This window comes from Halomonas sp. 111, assembly GCF_052379685.1.
GTDB lineage: Bacteria > Pseudomonadota > Gammaproteobacteria > Pseudomonadales > Halomonadaceae > Vreelandella > Vreelandella citrativorans.
In genome coordinates this window covers 82,750-98,385 of record NZ_JBQSYV010000006.1, presented here as the reverse complement: position 1 = coordinate 98,385, position 15,636 = coordinate 82,750, and the positions used below count along the sequence as shown (strand labels likewise).

Sequence of the window (15,636 nt, the reverse complement as noted above, 5' to 3'; positions counted from 1 at the left end):
CGGCATTAACGGCATAAGGAAGCACAATGATCCTTGGTACTCTGGGGCCTGAAGGCAACAATCATGCGTTGATTGCTGGGCACTATCTCAAGCGTCGGGCACCGCAAGGCGGCCAATGCATTTTCTTCGACACGTTTGAGGCGGCTTTCGAGGCACTGCTGGCCGGAGAACTAACCCATGTACTGCAATGTACGGCCCACTTCAGCCATGCCGACTGCGTAGGTCGCTATATGCATCGCGCTTTTCCAGTCGATACGTTTATTGCGGGCAGTAAGCCGCTGGCACTGCTCGCCCGCCGTGATGTTGCCGAACCAGAGCACATCGCGCTGCAGCCTGCCACGCGTTACTACACTGATTTAAGCGCGTTCAAGACGATCACTGAGGCACCGACAACCGTCGACGTCGCCAATGGATTGATTGAAGGTCGTTATCAGGCCGGTATTTGTGCAGAAGAAGCACTGGCCCAGGCACCTGATACGCTAACCTTGGTACGCTCGCTAGGACCGGCCATTGATAGCTGGGTTGTCTACGCCACCGAAGCGCTGAATGAGGATTCGCCGCTGCATTTATAGCGTGCATTGGCAGCGGCGAACCCGGCAAGCTAGAGTGCGAAGATAATCAGCGCGCCCACCACCACAAGCGCCAAGCGCAGCCAGAGCGCTTTATGGGCAATGATGCCAAAGGAGATCGCCCCCAAGCCAACGGCCACCTTGGCGGTATCGAACAGCGCACCAGCGGGGTCAAAGGCAAGCCGAATCATGTCAGGGTTAGCGACCATTGCTAACGGAATAATATAAAGCCCGATGCCCAGCGCCATGGCCTTCAACGCTACCTTAAGCCAGTTCTCTCCCACCATGCCCGCCGCGATAAAGACACCACCACACACCGGCGGTGTAATCGTCGACAGTAGCGCATACCAGAAGACAAACAAGTGCGCGAGTAACGGCTCAAGCCCCAGCGATGTCAATGCAGGTCCCGCCACCGAGACACAGATGACATAGGCGGCCGTCGTGGGGACTTCCATGCCCAGAATCAAACACGCCAGTGCCGTCAACAACAGCGCAGGCCACAGCATATCGTTGGAAAGCGACAGGATACCGGAGGTAATTTTCACCCCAAGCCCGGTCAGCGAAAGCACGCCTATCACCAGCGAGGCGCAAATAATAATCGCGCCAATCATCGCAATCTGCCGCCCAGCGGTCACCATGGCAAGCATAAACCGGGTTATAAAACCGGAAAGAGAAAAACGCAGTGTGACGTTAAAAAACAGCAGGGCCAAACTGGCGAAAATGGCAATGCTCGCCGCATACTGAGGGGTGTATCCGCTGATAAAAATACACGCCAGCAGCAACACAAACGGGACCGCAAAAAATAGCGAGGTAATCAGCACCTCTTTACGGCTGGGCTGATCGCTTTTATCCAAAGGCTGCAAATCATGCCGAGTCGCGTAAGCATTAATCCCCATCCAGACCGTTAGAAAGTAAAGAAACGCCGGTAAAACAGCCGCCGCCATAATCTGTGTGTAGGGGGTTCCAGTGAGCTCCACCATGACGAAAGCCCCCGCTCCCATCAAGGGCGGCATGATTTGTCCACCCGAGGAGGCCACGGCTTCCACCGCCCCTGCCAGGGATTTCGGATAACGCAAACGCACCATGGAAGGAATGGTAATGGCCCCCGTAGACGCCACATTGGCGGAGGCCGACCCAGAAATGGACCCCATCAGCGCCGAAGAGATCACCGAGACTTTCGCCGCGCCACCGGTTAATCGGCCCGCCACAGCACTTGCCAGATTCATAAACCCTTGGCCTGCCTCGCCCGCGTTAAGCACCGCGCCAAAAATAACGAAAATCGCGACGACGCCCACACTGACACCAGTAAGCGACCCCCACAGCCCGCCTTCGGCAATGGTCAGCGAGCCCACCATGCTTGGCAGGGGAATACCTGGGTGACCAAACGTGCCGGGCACATACTGTCCAAAAGCGCCATACAGCAAAGCGAGCAACGCAACCAACGGTAAGGGCCAGCCAATAGCACGGCGCGCCGCTTCAAGCGCCAGAGCGATCAAAAAAAGCCCAATCCCCATCTGCAGATGGCTATCGATAAAACCGTACTGGTTGGCCAGTGATGCTTCGTTAAGGGCGATATAGCCACAGGCCGCCACACCCAGTAGTGTCAGCACCCAGCCGCTCGCCCGCTGCCAAGGCGTTTTGGCCATAAATATCAGCACCCAGGGCAGCAGTAATGCCATATGCAGCGGTCGACTAATTAACGCAGGCGTTAACCCGTAAAAGATAAGCCCCACGTGGAAAGCCACGCTTAAGGTGCCCAGCGCTACCCAGCCACGCGCAGCGGGCGCCTCGTCGTCTAGCGTCGAAGTTGAAAAAAGTGTCATGCCCTATGCCTATCAGAAACGAGTCAACAACAAATAGCGACGCCACGAAGCGGACCTCGTGGCGTCGGCACTGCCTGGGAGAGAATTAACGCAGCGATTCGGGAACGTCGATGCCGGCTTCCTCGTAATAGCGCAGAGCACCGGGGTGCAGCATACCTGCCATATTGTCGAGCTGGTCCGGGGTAATACCGCCCCACCACGCGGTCTCTTCAGCCATGGCGTCACGGCGTTCCCAGAAGGTTTTGGTCAACGTGTACGCGGTTTCGTCATCCATTTGTGATGTGGTATACGCCATGACCGGCAGCGACGTGGTTTGTACGTCCTCATCAATACCTGGGTAGGTGCCGCCAGGAATTACCTGACGCGGTGCGCCGGTCATGTCGATCTGCTCGTCAGTGAGACTCACCATCGCAATCGGCATGCCCGCAGCCACTTCGATAATATTGGGCGTTGGGTAAGAGCTGGCGGTTACAAAGCCGTCAATCTGCCCATTTTTTAACGCGTCGGGGCCGCTACCCAAGGCAGCATCGGCGACCTGTACGCTCTCTTCCAATCCAAACAGCGCCAGGTAACGCGCGGCTTCACGTGCGCCGAACGTGCCCCGGCCAATCAGGATATGCTTATCTTCAAGTTCCTCAATACCCACGACACCTTTATCCTCGCTCAGGATGAAGTGCATGGTAATCGCTGGAATGGGAAACAGGCCGCGGATCTCCTGAAAACGTGGGTTCTGACGTTCAGCAAAAGGCCCTTCACCCGCCATGGCCTGGTCAACCAATGCAGGCGGCGTGGTAAAAACATAGTTACCCTGGCGCGCCATGACTTCCATCACGTTTTGCACCGAGCCTTGGCTCTCTTCCAGGGTAAGAATAATAGCGTCATCCGTGCCTTGGCGAATGGCTTCTGATAACTCGACGCCCATCTGATAATAAGCCGTTCCCGCCGTTGCCGACTTATAGGTAACGCGGGTTTCCGCTTGGGCAGCCAGGCTAAGTGAAAGCGTGGTGGCTACGAGTAAGGGCGTGCATAAAGCAGAGCGTATAAAGGGGAGCATGTGTCAATTCCTGGTATCCAGCGACCTCAACGGCCTGATTTTTTTGTCGCGCTGAAAGAATAATAAACGCCAGCGGGCCAGGTCGTGAACAGTGCCCCGCCTAGCGCCGCTAACATTAGCATGTAATACGCCGAGCAGGAACGCTGTGCCTCAACGGAGTAGCCCGACCAAGACAGCCCGAATTCGATGCATAGGCAGCACTGACGGGCAATAATGGCAAACAGAGTATGGCACTCATCGTTCGTCTTACTGCATCGCTTATCGCTTGCAACTTTGGTTTATTACCATAAAGATTAATCACTGTTAAAATGTATCGCACTTTATCAACAAACTTACTATTAGCTAAATGGGTAATTTGCTAAAAAAAGATGCCATGACGAGTTAATAAACGATCTTTATTCGGTTTTATTCTTTATTTAGAAAACAGGCAATTTGTTATACTTAACGCCGCTTATTAACCCTTCCTACCACCTTTAAATAAGGATAAACGCATCATGTTGACGCAGGATTGCGACCCAGGCCAGCCGAGATTTTCTCGTCGCTGGCTTTTTTTGTTAGCCCCCTTACTATTTTTCTATAGCGTGTCGACCTTTGCTGTGACGGGTGAGATTGATTTAACGACATCTTTTATCGGTTTTTTTGCTGTCGCCATTTTTGTTTTGGCATATGCCTTGGTGATGGCAGAAGAAAAGATTCATATGCGTAAATCAAAGCCAGTGCTAATAGCGGCAGGTATTATTTGGAGCCTCATCGGCTGGGTGTACGTTCAAAACGGCATGTCAGAAACCTCAGAATATGCGTTTCGCATGACCCTTTTAGAGTTCACCGAGCTGATGCTGTTCCTGCTGGTGGCCATGACGTATATCAACGCCATGGAGGAGCGTCGAGTATTTGATGCTCTGCGCTCCTGGATGCTGCGTAAAGGATTTAACTATCGCACGCTTTTCTGGCTGACCGGCGGCTTGGCATTTATTCTTTCACCGATTGCCGATAACTTAACCACCGCGCTGCTAATGTGTGCCGTCATCACCAAGGTGGCCGAAGGTGACAAGCGCTTTATTAACCTGGCGTGCATTAATATTGTGGTCGCCGCCAACGCGGGGGGCGCCTTTAGCCCATTTGGAGACATCACCACGCTGATGGTATGGCAGGCAGGCATTCTTCAATTCCAGGAGTTTTTTACTCTTTTCCTCCCTTCGTTGGTTAACTTCCTGATTCCGGCCATGATCATGAGCCTGTTTATCAAGGACCAAAAGCCCGGTAGCGTATATGAGGATGTGCAACTGAAACGCGGTGCACGACGGATTATCGTGCTTTTCTTACTGACCATTTTAACCGCCGTCATCTGCCACACCTTCTTACACTTGCCGCCCGTGCTCGGCATGATGACAGGGCTTGGTTATCTTCAGTTCTTTGGCTTCTACCTACGCAAGAGCCTGCCTCGTTCGCTGGAGCGTAAGCGTGAACGCTACAGTCGTCGTGGGGATAACAAGAAACTGGCGCAGTTAGGTAGCGTGGTACCGTTTGACGTATTTAACCGCGTGGCGCGGGCCGAGTGGGACACACTGCTGTTTTTCTACGGCGTGGTGATGTGCGTAGGTGGGCTTGGCTTTATGGGCTACCTTGGCTTGCTGTCCGATGCGCTTTATACCAACTGGGATGCTACGTGGGCGAACATTGTGTTGGGCGTGGTCTCCGCTGTGGTGGATAACATTCCCGTGATGTTTGCGGTGCTTACCATGCAGCCTGAAATGTCTGACGGGCAGTGGCTGTTGATCACCCTAACCGCCGGTGTTGGAGGCAGCCTGCTCTCTATTGGTTCAGCAGCTGGTGTTGCGGTTATGGGCCAAGCACGCGGCGCTTATACCTTTATGGGCCACTTGCGCTGGGCACCGGTTATTCTATTGGGCTACATCGCCAGTATTGCCGTTCATTTATGGCTTAATGCAGGAAGCTTTACCGCCGCTTAAGACAGATTGATACGCTGTTTTTTAACACACGTCCTCACTACAATAGATAACGCCCTTATCCAGGGCGTTATCGTTTAACTTTTAATAGCTTTCAAACAAGCGATCAATGGATGTCGGGCGGCCAAACAGGTAACCCTGATAACGATAACAGCCATGACCTTTTAGCCAATCCAACTGCTCCTGCTTCTCGACCCCTTCGGCTACCACCGTTAACCCAAGACTCACCGCCAACAAAATGGTGGTATCGACGATGGCTGCATCCGCTTTATCGGTTAAAAGCTCGCGGATAAACGACTGGTCAATCTTTAGTTCATCCAAGGGCAGTCGTTTAAGATAGCTTAACGACGAGTAGCCAGTACCAAAGTCATCAATCGCAAAGCGAACCCCTTGCGCACGCAATTTGAGCATTGTATTGCGCACGCGTGTTGGATCACGCATTAACAGGCTTTCGGTGACTTCCAACACCAGCCGCCCAGGTGGCGCTTGGGTCTGAGCAAGAAGACCTTCCAAATTGCGTACAAACTCAGGCTGCTGAAACTGTACCGAGCTCACGTTAACGGAAATCGTCAGCGCAGCATAAGGGGCCTGGTTGGCCCACTTGGCAAGCTGCTCGCAGGCAGAATGAAGCACCCAATAACCAATGGGTATAATTAACCCATTCTCTTCTGCTAGAGGAATAAAGGTCGAGGGCGGCACCCAGCCACGCTGGGGGTGATACCAGCGTAAAAGCGCCTCCACACCGGTGGTGATGCCTTGATGGTTTACCTGAGCTTGATAGTGCAACGTCAGCTCATGACGTGCCAGCGCATGGTGTAAATCGGCCTCAAGGTTGGCCCTCTCGATCAAGCGTGTTTGCATACTGCGATTAAAAAAGCGCAGCGTATTCCCACCCGCTGCTTTCGCCTGCTGAAGTGCCAAATCGGCCTGTTGGAGCACGCTGTTCATACTATGATCAGCGCCATCGAATAGCGTAATACCAATACTGGCGCTGACGGGCAGCGAACGACCCGTACGCAGTTTGGCGATAGTGTCCAACAGCTGCTTGGCTGTGCGTTCAGCGCTTAACGCAGCATCCGCTTGGTGCTCGCCCAGCTTTGCCAGGAGCGCAACAAACTCATCCCCACTAAAGCGGGCCAACACAGCCCCTTCCGGTAACAACGGCCGCACCTGCTTGGCCACATCAATTAACAACTGGTCGCCACTTTCATGGCCCTGAATATCGTTAACGAGATGAAAGTTATCCAGATCAATGGTCAGCAGTGCGCTATAGAGATGGGGCGTATTCTTCTGCTCAATTTTCCCGCTTAACGACTCCATCAATAAGCGTCGATTAGGCAGGCCTGTCAGCGCATCGTAAAACGCCAGATGATTGGTACGCGATTGCAGCTCAAGGTAATCGGTTAGTTCAGTGGAAATACCGCACAGACTCGCGGGCTCGCCTGGGGAGAGGGACAACGGCATTTTAATAGTAACAAACGTGCGAACCTTATCGTTGTGCCGTAGTACGTTACTCTCTTCGAGCGTTATTTTTTTGCCTGATTCCATCACACTGCGGTCAATCTGGGCTATTTCATTCGCGGTTGTGCGATCAAAAAATGCCTCGTCGCTCTTACCCAGAATTTGCTCTTTCGGCAGCCCAAAGAGCTCAACCACCCGCTGGTTGACAAACTGGTAATGTAACGAGGGTGTTTTGATATAGATGTAGGCGTCCACGTTATTAAGAATAGTGGCCAGCATGGCCTCATTAGCATCGAGCTGTGCCCTATTTAGCGTGACACGCCGTTTAAGCCACCATGCACTGCCTAGTGCCACAGCAAGTAGCGCCGTTAACAGGCCAAGCCCGCCCCATAACCAGCTAGAGATCGTATCGGGTGGCGTTTCGGCACGCCAGGAGCGCAGTATCCTAAAATACGCTGAACGTGGATTTTGCTTCCAACCAAGCAGCACATCGTCGATACGGTTCAATATGGTTGCCGACAAAGTAGGCGACCCGGCATAGAACAGCCGGATAGGTTGAAAGATGATGGGCGTTTCATATAGCCCATAGTCCTGCGCGCGCCAGTCTCCGAAGATATGGTCGGTAACCGCCAGGTCCGCATCCCCCATAGCCACGGCTTGAAAAGCATCCGCATAGCTATCAACGGGCAACCAGGTGACCGCAACACCAAAGCGTTCTGTCACGGCGCTCAGGTAGTTCTGTTGAATAGAGCCATCTACAATGGCGACGCGTTTTTGTTCAAGGTCAAGAATCGCCTCGACCCGCTCGTTTTCGCGCTGATAAATCTGCGACCAGCTTTGGATAATCGGTTCACGATGAAACGCGATACGTTCACCACGCTCTTCACCCCAGGCAGTCCCGGGCAATATATCGATATCACCCTGTTCAAGCAGGGTAAGACAGTGGTGGAATTCGCAGGCAATACTCTCAAGCTGCCAACCCTCTTCTTGTGCAATCGCTGCAAGCAGCTCACCCAAAATGCCGCGCAAATGCCCCTGGTCATCCACAAATATTTTTGGCGGATTGTTATAAACGCCCACCAATAAGGTGTCGCTGGCCATGCTTGAAAAAGCCAAACTCCAGAGGCCCAGCAACGCAGCGGCCTTAATAGCGCCTCTGCGTGTACGAGCAAGCAGTCGTCCTGACATCAACCACAGCGGGTGAGTAACGTATCCAGCCTTATCCTGCATCGTCCTGTTACTCGCCTGGCATAGTGAGCGGGCCTGCGCGCTCGACCACACGCTGCCAGGCAGGGTCAGCGTCAATACGCGCCACAAACCGCATAATGGCGGGATACGTTGTCAGCGTTTGGGTGGCAGCTATGGCCTGAAGAGGAAAGCTCATTTGAATATCAGCCCCGCTTGGCCACTCACCTGCAAAGTTCTCTTTACGCGCTAAATGATCTTCGATAAAGCCCAGATGCTGCTTAAGCTGAGGCGCTAAAAATTGCTGACTAACCTTATCGCCAATGCCTTTAGCGAGCGGTTTAATTAACCAGGGAGACTGTGCGGGTATCTTTTTAAACACCAGTTGCATCACCAGCAGTGGCATTAAAGAGCCTTCGGCATAATGTAGCCAATAGCGGTAATCAACCCAGTCGGCGATATTATCGGCAGAGGGTTGCAAGCGCTCGTTGCCGTAGGTGTGTATTAAGTAATCAATGATTGCCCCTGACTCTGCAATCACTAACTCGCCATCCATAATGACTGGGGACTTACCTAAAGGATGAATGTTTTTTAGTGCTTCAGGCGCCTGCTGAGTTTTACGATCACGCTGATATACATGGATGTCATAGTCCAACGCAAGCACTTCGAGAAGCCATAAAATTCTATGTGAGCGTGACTTTTCCAAATGATGGACGTGAATCATAAAGTACTCCATGAAGGCGATGTAATACGCAGGCGCTAGGCCTGCAGCAGTTGTCCTTTTACTGCAAGCTTAGTTAGCGTAGCAGCGTTGCCCCTCATGGAGTACATATATCCAGGTAAAAAAAGCCTTATGTTCGATTAATGCGCCGCACATGTATCCACCTATCCATTGGTGACCATTTCCCTTGCAGCCAAGGCGACAGTAACCGTGTGGAGAGTGGAATAAACACAAACACCATCACTGGCGTTAATATCAGAGTGCTCACTAACACGCGCGGGATCAGTGCCCAATCGGCCAACATACCGCCAAATACCCACTGAAAGAGTAACGAGATAGGAAAAAAAGCCAACCAAACGGCCACGGCCTGCTTCCAGCGAGGCGGCACACTGCCTGAGCCGGTTTGAAACCAGGCATCCAATCCCGTGGCACGGTGCTCATGAGGCGCATCATAAAGCCCCTTACCGCGCACAAGCCAGGCATGCCGTGAAGCCGAGTGCTCCCATGCATGGAGCGTTTCACTGCTGCTAAAGCGGAAGATAATCTGATATTCATCGTGATGCTCAGGTGGCGCAAGCACTCCTGAGCCCAGATAACCTGGAAAATCAGCCGCTAGCTCGCGACCTTCGTTCAACCATCGATTAAAATCATGGTAACGGCCACTGGCAATGCGCCGAGCTACCATCAATGTGACAGGTGAGGCAGACATGGTATATCTCCTGATATAACCACAACCAATGCTGGGTAAGCAGGTTGTAAACGACCCGGCGGATAAGCCTGATCGCGTTAACGGCATAAGCGAGGGATACCGCTTATGAGATGACGTAATTATATAGACAATAGCAATGCCATGTGGGTTATTTAACAGGTGGCGTTAAGCCATCTTAAGCGCTCGTATTGGCACTCCGCCTTCGGCTACGCACTCTAAGCGTGCAGCCTATGCATTAACGATAGGAGAGCGGATGGATGCTCGTAAAGCGCCCTTGCGCTGAGAACTCCAGCCGGAAAACGCCATGAACACCGTTTTTACCTACCACACGTCGAATAGCGTCGGAGGGAAACACCACCCAACGCCCATCCACGCTGCGGGTACGCACGTTGGCAACGCGCCCTTCATAATGGGCCAGGCATTCATCGGGGCTAAGATGGAGAATCACATCAATGGACGGCATAGCGGTATCAGTTAAAAACGGTTATCCAGCAAGTGACATGCCCTTGCACGCTTCTATTGGTTTACGAATGCGCTATAGTAACGCAACCGTACAATAACGTAATGACTCAAACGGCGGTAACTGCTTATGGATGCGACCATCAGTGCTTTTTCCCCGGTTGGGGCAGCATATACCACGGCCTCCCATCGTGGGTCGTCGACTGACGACACCGAGGACACGCTAAAAGCGCCTTCCACCTCCGAAGACGAAACGGCCAAAACAGATAATGAGGCGGCTGCCCCTACGCGCCCCAATGGAACACCTCTAGCGCCTGAAGAAATCAAGCTGATTGAGCAGTTAAAGCAGACCGACCGGAATGTTCGTCAGCATGAGATGGCTCACCAGATTACCGGCGGGGCCTATACTGGCGGCGCCACTTACGAATATGAAATAGGCCCGGATGGAAAGAAGTACGCCGTTGCGGGTGAAGTGCCTATCGATTACGGCCCTATCCCGGGGGACCCACAGGCCACTATCGAGAAAATGCAGACGGTAATTGCTGCCGCGCTGGCGCCAGCCGACCCGTCGCCAAAAGACATGCAGGTAGCCGCCCAGGCTCGCCAATACTTGCTGGAAGCCCGCCTTGAGGCTTCCCAGCAAGAGAGCGCCACAAGATCTGCGCAGAGAGAACCTGAGCAGAACGAGCCTGAAGCGGCCGACTCGGGACAAGCCGCTTAACTGCTGCCCCGAAGCCGCAGCACTTATGGAAGTTGTGTAAGCGACGGCCATCGCGAAAGCCAAGCATTAGGGCTACTTTTTTCGGCCTGGAGAGAACTCATTAAAAAGCGACCTTACGTCCCATAAGGTGGGATGTAATACGTAAGTAGGTGCGTTAAAGGTGCAGGCAAGGTATCAAGGTGCAAGTGCAGCGGCGCCTAAAAAGCGCTGCTGCCAGTAGTCGATATCCAAGGGAACGCTGACCACGGCGCGACCACTTCCCGGTGCATGGATCATCTGCTGGTTGCCGCGATAAATGCCTACATGCGTGGCCTTGCTATGCTCTCCAAAGAAGAGCAGGTCGCCAGGCTTGGGAGTACTGGCTGAAGGTAGCGCACGGAACTGTGCGTCTGCGGTGCGTGGTACGCGCATACCGGCCGCGCGATACGCCATTTCAACAAGCCCCGAGCAGTCGAGGCCGTCGGGCGTATTGCCGCCAAAGCGGTAAGGCGTGCCAATGGCCTGCTGAGCATGGGCCAGGATCAGCACGCGCTCCATGGAGAGCCCTTCGCGGGATTCGGCGGGCGATGAAGGGGGTGCGATAGCGACATCACGGCTGGCACAGCCCGAAAGCCACATTAACATCATCAAAGCGAACGTAAACCTTCCCAGCGTGATGGGCATTAGCAGCTCTCCTTGTGGCAATGCCCTTATCATGGCGCAAACGGGAGGGCAGCGCCAAGTTCAACTAACGGCCAATCCACTCAATAAAGCTGGTTTCGCCTAACGCATGGCGTTCGTGGCGTACACGACTCATCGCAGCGTAAGGCAAATCCATCGCCAATACACGCCCTAACGGTTGCTCCAGCACCTGGCGCAGCAGGCCATTGCAAACAAACAGATGCGCCACTACCAACACATGCTTACCAGGCGGGTTTGCCAGCACGTTTTGCCATACTTCAGCAAGCCGTGAATCAAAAACATCCATCACCTCGCCCTGCGGTGGTGATACAGTCTCAGGGCTGTTCCAGAAAGCGCTCATCGGCGCGGGGCCCTCCTCGCTAAACACCTCAGCGTGGGTTTTGCCCTCCCAGCGTCCCAAGTGTAATTCGGCGAGGTCGTCTTCAATCTGTACTGGCAACTCAAACTCTTCACCTAACCACAACGCAAACTCACGACAGCGCATAAGCGGCGAGGTAAGCACCGCATCATAAGGCGGCCTGCCGTCAACGGTATGGCGCATGATGGCATCCGTTACCTGCTGCCAGCCGGTTTCACTCAGCGGATGGTCAGTGGAACCGCGCAGCATACGCCCGCCAACGGGTTCGCCATGGCGCAGTAAATCAATGGTGGTGACATCAGCATCAGGAAACCGCATTCAGAACTCCTCGCTTGGCGATTTATCAATCCATGGGTTAAATAATCGCGTGGCGGACACGGGCGGATATCCATTCCGAGACCAATACCGTGGCGAAGATCATGACAAAAATAACGCTGACCTGATTCCAGGCGAGCATATTGATAGAGGCATTCAACTGAAGACCGATCCCCCCAGCGCCCACCAGGCCAAGCACGGTGGATTCACGAATATTGATATCCCACCGGTAAACACTGATACCCGCAAACGCTGGCATGATCTGAGGCAGAACGCCGTAGTTCATGACCTGTAAACGGCTGGCACCGGTTGCGCTAATGGCCTCGACAGGCGTCGGGTGAATTTCCTCAATGGCCTCATAAAGAAGCTTGCCCACAAACCCAATAGAGCGCAGCGCAATGGCGATAATGCCCGCCAGGACGCCTGGACCCAAAATCGTTACCAATAGCATGGCCCAAATCAGCGAGTTGATAGAGCGTGACGACACGATCACCATCAACGCCAGGCTTCGCACTAGCGGATGTGGCGTGGTGTTACGCGCGGCGAGAAACGCCACAGGAAACGCCATCACAATCCCCAAGGCGGTGCCCAGCGTGGCAATGTTCAGCGTATCCCACATGGGTTTCCACAGCACATTGGCGTATTCCCATTTGGGGGGCATCATCCGGCTTAAAAGATCACTGCCCTGGCGTCCAGCATCCTCAACAAACACCCACATGGTGTTGTCGGAAATCACCTTCCAGCAGAACAAGAACAGGCTAATCCCTACTAGCCACGCACTAAATTGCAGCCACTGAGCACGCGTGGTACGTAGCCGCCATACCGGGATCCCTTGCCGGGAGGTTGAAACAGGCATATAGATTCTCCGGAGATTACTGCGTCCAACGGCGGACATGGCTTGAGCTGTATTCACACAGCAGCACAATAGCAATGATGATCAGCAGAATGGCGGCTGACGTGTCGTACTCATAGCGGCTAAGCGAGGTATTCAGCGTGGCGCCTATTCCGCCTGCACCAACAATGCCGATTACTGACGATTCGCGGAAATTGATATCCAAACGGTACATGGAAAGGCCAATTAAGCGCGGCATGACCTGGGGCTGAATGGCGTGATTCATGGTTTGCCACCAGCTGGCGCCGGTCGCTCTCACCGCCTCTACCTGGCGCCAGTCCAGGTCTTCAACATCTTCGGCCAACAGCTTGGCCATAAAGCCGATAGTCGCAAACGCCAGCGTAATCATCCCCGCCAGCGGGCCAAAGCCAAACATCACCACAAACAGGATCGCAATAATGATCTCTTGAAAGGTACGTGAGACAGCAATGATGCTACGGCACACGAAATAAATCGGCAGCGGCGCAATGTTGCGTGCAGCGCCTAGTCCCACGGGAATCGCGAGCGCTACCCCAATGACCGTGGAGGTAAGCGTCATGGTCAAACTCTCGACCAGCCCATTGATAATATCGTTACCACGGCTGAAAAAATCAGGCTGCGCAAACGCACTAATGAAACGCAGGCCGCGGCTGGTGCCTTCCGCCACACGTGCCCAATTCACCTCAACAGAGGCCAGCGCCAACACCAGGTAAGCCACCACACCCAAGGCAATAGCCCAACGCAACCACTGGCTATGCACAAGAGGTAACCGACGCCAATGCCCTTGGCGGGCCGCGTGTTGGCGGGCTTCAAAATACGCAGAGCGCTGCTCACTCATGGCGCTACCCCAGCCATCTCAACTGCGATAGAGCGACGCTCACAGGAAACGGCTTCACTGTCAGGCTCATCGGCAGGCTCAGGAGAGGTATCCCAATCCTCTTCGCCATAAATGGTGGTGAGAATTTCGCTGGTTAGCTCATCCGGGCGGCCATCAAACACGATCTGGCCTGCCCGCAGGCCCACAATACGGTCCGCAAACTGCTGAGCGAGCGCGACATCATGAATATTGATAATCGTCGCCAACTCGCGCTCAGCACACAGTTCACGAATCAGGCGCATAATCTGGCGTGAGGTTTTGGGATCCAGGCTGGCGGTTGGCTCATCTACCAGTAACAGCTTGGGGCTTTGTAACAATGCCCGGGCAATCCCCACTCGCTGGCGTTGGCCACCGGACAACGCATCGGCGCGCTTATCAATAGCGTGAGGCAGGCCTACCCGCTCAAGCAGACGAAACGCTTCAGCGACGGCATCCTGCGGATAGCGACGCAAAAAGCTACGCCAGAAGCCCACGTAGCCAAGCCGTCCGGAAAGCACGTTTTCCATCACTGTCAGGCGGTCAACCAGCGCATACTCCTGAAAAATCATGCCCATTGAGCGGCGTGCCTTACGCAGGCCACTGCCCGAAAGCCTGGTAAGCTCTGTTCCTTCCAGGCAAATGCTGCCCGCCGTAGGCTCTACCAAGCGATTTACACAGCGAATCAGGGTGCTTTTACCCGCACCAGAGGGGCCGATAAGCGCCATCACCTGGCCTTTAGGCAGGGTAAGTTCGATATCGGTAAGCGCACGGTCCCCGGTTGGATAGCGCTTAGTAACGCCGCTGAGTGTCAACATCGCTCTACCTCATCTACATAATGTAACGGCCAGAAGGGATTAACCTTCTGGCCGAGTAACTGCAAAATTAAGGGCTTACTTAGTCACATTCGTACGTCACACCGTTAGCATCGGCGATCGTGCGGATAACGGACCAGTGCTCTTCATAGGTAATCGGCATAAATTGCGCTTCACCCGAGTTGGCAAACTCAGCCTGTAGCGCAGACCCTTCCCAGTCGTAGCTGAAGAACGCGTCTTGGATCTGTTCAGCCAGTTCAGGCTTCAAGTTATGCGCCAAACCGTACGCTGTGGTGGGGAAGGTTTCTGAGGTGTAGATAATGTCGTAATCGCCTTCATTAACTACGCCCCGGGCAATCATGCGCGTGCCAACGGAGTTAGCAATGGCCGCTGCGTCGTAGTCTTGATTCACAACGCCCAGAATGGAGTTATCGTGGGAACCCGAGAACGCTGTCTCGAAGGCTTCCCCTGCTTCCATGCCATATTCAGAACGCAGCAGCGCAGAAGGTGCCCGGAAGCCTGAGTTAGAGGTCTCAGAAGTAAACGCCAATTGGCGGCCTTCGAGGTCTTCAACCGACTCAATACCGCTACCTGGATAGGTGATGATTTCCATTTCATAGCCATAGCTGCCGTCGTCTGCTGCCATAATGGCAAACGGACGGAAGCCACCGCAGTTCACGGCAACCGGAACACCACCGGTGTTAAAGCCCGCTACATGCAGGCGGCCAGCGCGCAGCGCTTCTTGCTGTGCCGCGTTGGACTGCACCGGGAAGAACTGAACGTCTTTGCCTGTGGCTTCACTCAGATGGTCCAAAAAACCGGCCCAAACATCCGCGTAAACAGCCGGGTCTTCAACCGGTGTATAAGCAAATACCAACGTATCGGGGTCGACCCACTGCGACTCGTCCGTGGGTGCATCCGCCACCATGTCGCCGTCGTTATCAACATAGCGCGCAGAGAGGTCTGCCGATGCATTAACGGCAACCAGAGCAAAGGCACTGACAACAGCAGCGCTGATCAAAGTACGGGGAAGAGTCACAGCATGCATACGTCACCTGGAAGGTTGTTCAAAGA

The 15,636-nt window shown here is 53.8% G+C and carries 15 protein-coding genes; 3 read left to right on the top strand and 12 right to left on the bottom strand.

What is annotated here, in order from left to right:
• Positions 1–26 precede the first annotated feature (26 nt).
• Complete coding sequence (locus ACT3T7_RS06390) at positions 27–572, top strand: hypothetical protein (RefSeq protein WP_444630404.1); 546 nt, start codon at positions 27–29, stop codon at positions 570–572.
• 29 nt (positions 573–601) lie between these two features.
• Here the strand turns inward: ACT3T7_RS06390 and ACT3T7_RS06385 are convergent, their stop codons facing one another.
• Together ACT3T7_RS06385 and ACT3T7_RS06380 are read right to left on the bottom strand one after the other, a co-directional pair.
• Complete coding sequence (locus ACT3T7_RS06385; RefSeq protein WP_444630403.1) at positions 602–2,392, bottom strand: TRAP transporter permease; 1,791 nt, start codon at positions 2,390–2,392, stop codon at positions 602–604.
• 85 nt (positions 2,393–2,477) lie between these two features.
• On the bottom strand, positions 2,478–3,446 hold the full coding sequence (locus tag ACT3T7_RS06380) for a TAXI family TRAP transporter solute-binding subunit (protein WP_444630402.1): 969 nt from the start codon (positions 3,444–3,446) through the stop codon (positions 2,478–2,480).
• Between the two features lie 494 nt (positions 3,447–3,940).
• On the opposite strand from ACT3T7_RS06380, the gene nhaD reads away from it, so the two are divergent.
• Entirely contained in the window at positions 3,941–5,416 is a 1,476-nt protein-coding gene (gene nhaD / locus ACT3T7_RS06375; protein WP_172117619.1) for a sodium:proton antiporter NhaD, read from the top strand.
• 81 nt (positions 5,417–5,497) lie between these two features.
• Here nhaD and ACT3T7_RS06370 read toward each other — a convergent pair whose 3' ends face one another.
• The 4 genes from ACT3T7_RS06370 to ACT3T7_RS06355 form a co-directional block, all read right to left on the bottom strand.
• Complete coding sequence (locus tag ACT3T7_RS06370) at positions 5,498–8,104, bottom strand: EAL domain-containing protein (protein ID WP_444630401.1); 2,607 nt, start codon at positions 8,102–8,104, stop codon at positions 5,498–5,500.
• A gap of 7 nt (positions 8,105–8,111) precedes the next feature.
• A complete protein-coding gene (locus ACT3T7_RS06365) occupies positions 8,112–8,783 on the bottom strand; it encodes a glutathione S-transferase (protein WP_444630400.1) in 672 nt (223 codons plus the stop codon).
• Positions 8,784–8,910: 127 nt separating this feature from the next.
• Positions 8,911–9,489 (bottom strand): antibiotic biosynthesis monooxygenase, encoded by a 579-nt coding sequence (locus tag ACT3T7_RS06360; RefSeq protein ID WP_172117621.1) that lies wholly within the window; start codon positions 9,487–9,489, stop codon positions 8,911–8,913.
• A 235-nt stretch (positions 9,490–9,724) separates the two neighbouring features.
• On the bottom strand, positions 9,725–9,952 hold the full coding sequence (locus ACT3T7_RS06355) for a DUF2835 family protein (protein WP_087108764.1): 228 nt from the start codon (positions 9,950–9,952) through the stop codon (positions 9,725–9,727).
• A 126-nt stretch (positions 9,953–10,078) separates the two neighbouring features.
• Between ACT3T7_RS06355 and ACT3T7_RS06350 the strand changes: the two genes are divergently transcribed.
• Positions 10,079–10,669, top strand: coding sequence for a putative metalloprotease CJM1_0395 family protein (locus tag ACT3T7_RS06350; protein WP_444630399.1), 591 nt, complete (start codon positions 10,079–10,081; stop codon positions 10,667–10,669).
• 174 nt (positions 10,670–10,843) lie between these two features.
• Here ACT3T7_RS06350 and ACT3T7_RS06345 read toward each other — a convergent pair whose 3' ends face one another.
• From ACT3T7_RS06345 to phnD, 6 genes are all read right to left on the bottom strand, one after another.
• Positions 10,844–11,332 carry a C40 family peptidase gene (locus ACT3T7_RS06345; RefSeq protein ID WP_444630398.1) on the bottom strand — a complete coding sequence of 163 codons (489 nt, stop codon included), beginning with the start codon at positions 11,330–11,332 and terminating at the stop codon, positions 10,844–10,846.
• A gap of 64 nt (positions 11,333–11,396) precedes the next feature.
• Positions 11,397–12,026 (bottom strand): histidine phosphatase family protein, encoded by a 630-nt coding sequence (locus tag ACT3T7_RS06340; protein ID WP_444630397.1) that lies wholly within the window; start codon positions 12,024–12,026, stop codon positions 11,397–11,399.
• 37 nt (positions 12,027–12,063) lie between these two features.
• On the bottom strand, positions 12,064–12,879 hold the full coding sequence (phnE, locus tag ACT3T7_RS06335) for a phosphonate ABC transporter, permease protein PhnE (protein ID WP_444630396.1): 816 nt from the start codon (positions 12,877–12,879) through the stop codon (positions 12,064–12,066).
• Positions 12,880–12,895: 16 nt separating this feature from the next.
• Positions 12,896–13,732 carry a phosphonate ABC transporter, permease protein PhnE gene (gene phnE / locus ACT3T7_RS06330; RefSeq protein WP_172117625.1) on the bottom strand — a complete coding sequence of 279 codons (837 nt, stop codon included), beginning with the start codon at positions 13,730–13,732 and terminating at the stop codon, positions 12,896–12,898.
• A complete protein-coding gene (gene phnC / locus ACT3T7_RS06325; RefSeq protein ID WP_444627946.1) occupies positions 13,729–14,565 on the bottom strand; it encodes a phosphonate ABC transporter ATP-binding protein in 837 nt (278 codons plus the stop codon). The genes phnE (ACT3T7_RS06330) and phnC overlap by 4 nt, the downstream gene beginning before the upstream one ends.
• A gap of 79 nt (positions 14,566–14,644) precedes the next feature.
• A complete protein-coding gene (gene phnD, locus ACT3T7_RS06320) occupies positions 14,645–15,610 on the bottom strand; it encodes a phosphate/phosphite/phosphonate ABC transporter substrate-binding protein (RefSeq protein WP_172117627.1) in 966 nt (321 codons plus the stop codon).
• Positions 15,611–15,636: the final 26 nt, after the last annotated feature.

Coding starts and splice junctions, on each gene's coding strand:
- ACT3T7_RS06390 (WP_444630404.1), top strand. CDS start 27: ATGATCCTTGGTACTCTGGGGCCTGAAGGCAACAATCATGCGTTGATT.
- ACT3T7_RS06385 (WP_444630403.1), bottom strand. CDS start 2,392: ATGACACTTTTTTCAACTTCGACGCTAGACGACGAGGCGCCCGCTGCG.
- ACT3T7_RS06380 (WP_444630402.1), bottom strand. CDS start 3,446: ATGCTCCCCTTTATACGCTCTGCTTTATGCACGCCCTTACTCGTAGCC.
- nhaD (WP_172117619.1), top strand. CDS start 3,941: ATGTTGACGCAGGATTGCGACCCAGGCCAGCCGAGATTTTCTCGTCGC.
- ACT3T7_RS06370 (WP_444630401.1), bottom strand. CDS start 8,104: ATGCAGGATAAGGCTGGATACGTTACTCACCCGCTGTGGTTGATGTCA.
- ACT3T7_RS06365 (WP_444630400.1), bottom strand. CDS start 8,783: ATGATTCACGTCCATCATTTGGAAAAGTCACGCTCACATAGAATTTTA.
- ACT3T7_RS06360 (WP_172117621.1), bottom strand. CDS start 9,489: ATGTCTGCCTCACCTGTCACATTGATGGTAGCTCGGCGCATTGCCAGT.
- ACT3T7_RS06355 (WP_087108764.1), bottom strand. CDS start 9,952: ATGCCGTCCATTGATGTGATTCTCCATCTTAGCCCCGATGAATGCCTG.
- ACT3T7_RS06350 (WP_444630399.1), top strand. CDS start 10,079: ATGGATGCGACCATCAGTGCTTTTTCCCCGGTTGGGGCAGCATATACC.
- ACT3T7_RS06345 (WP_444630398.1), bottom strand. CDS start 11,332: ATGCCCATCACGCTGGGAAGGTTTACGTTCGCTTTGATGATGTTAATG.
- ACT3T7_RS06340 (WP_444630397.1), bottom strand. CDS start 12,026: ATGCGGTTTCCTGATGCTGATGTCACCACCATTGATTTACTGCGCCAT.
- phnE (WP_444630396.1), bottom strand. CDS start 12,879: ATGCCTGTTTCAACCTCCCGGCAAGGGATCCCGGTATGGCGGCTACGT.
- phnE (WP_172117625.1), bottom strand. CDS start 13,732: ATGAGTGAGCAGCGCTCTGCGTATTTTGAAGCCCGCCAACACGCGGCC.
- phnC (WP_444627946.1), bottom strand. CDS start 14,565: ATGTTGACACTCAGCGGCGTTACTAAGCGCTATCCAACCGGGGACCGT.
- phnD (WP_172117627.1), bottom strand. CDS start 15,610: ATGCATGCTGTGACTCTTCCCCGTACTTTGATCAGCGCTGCTGTTGTC.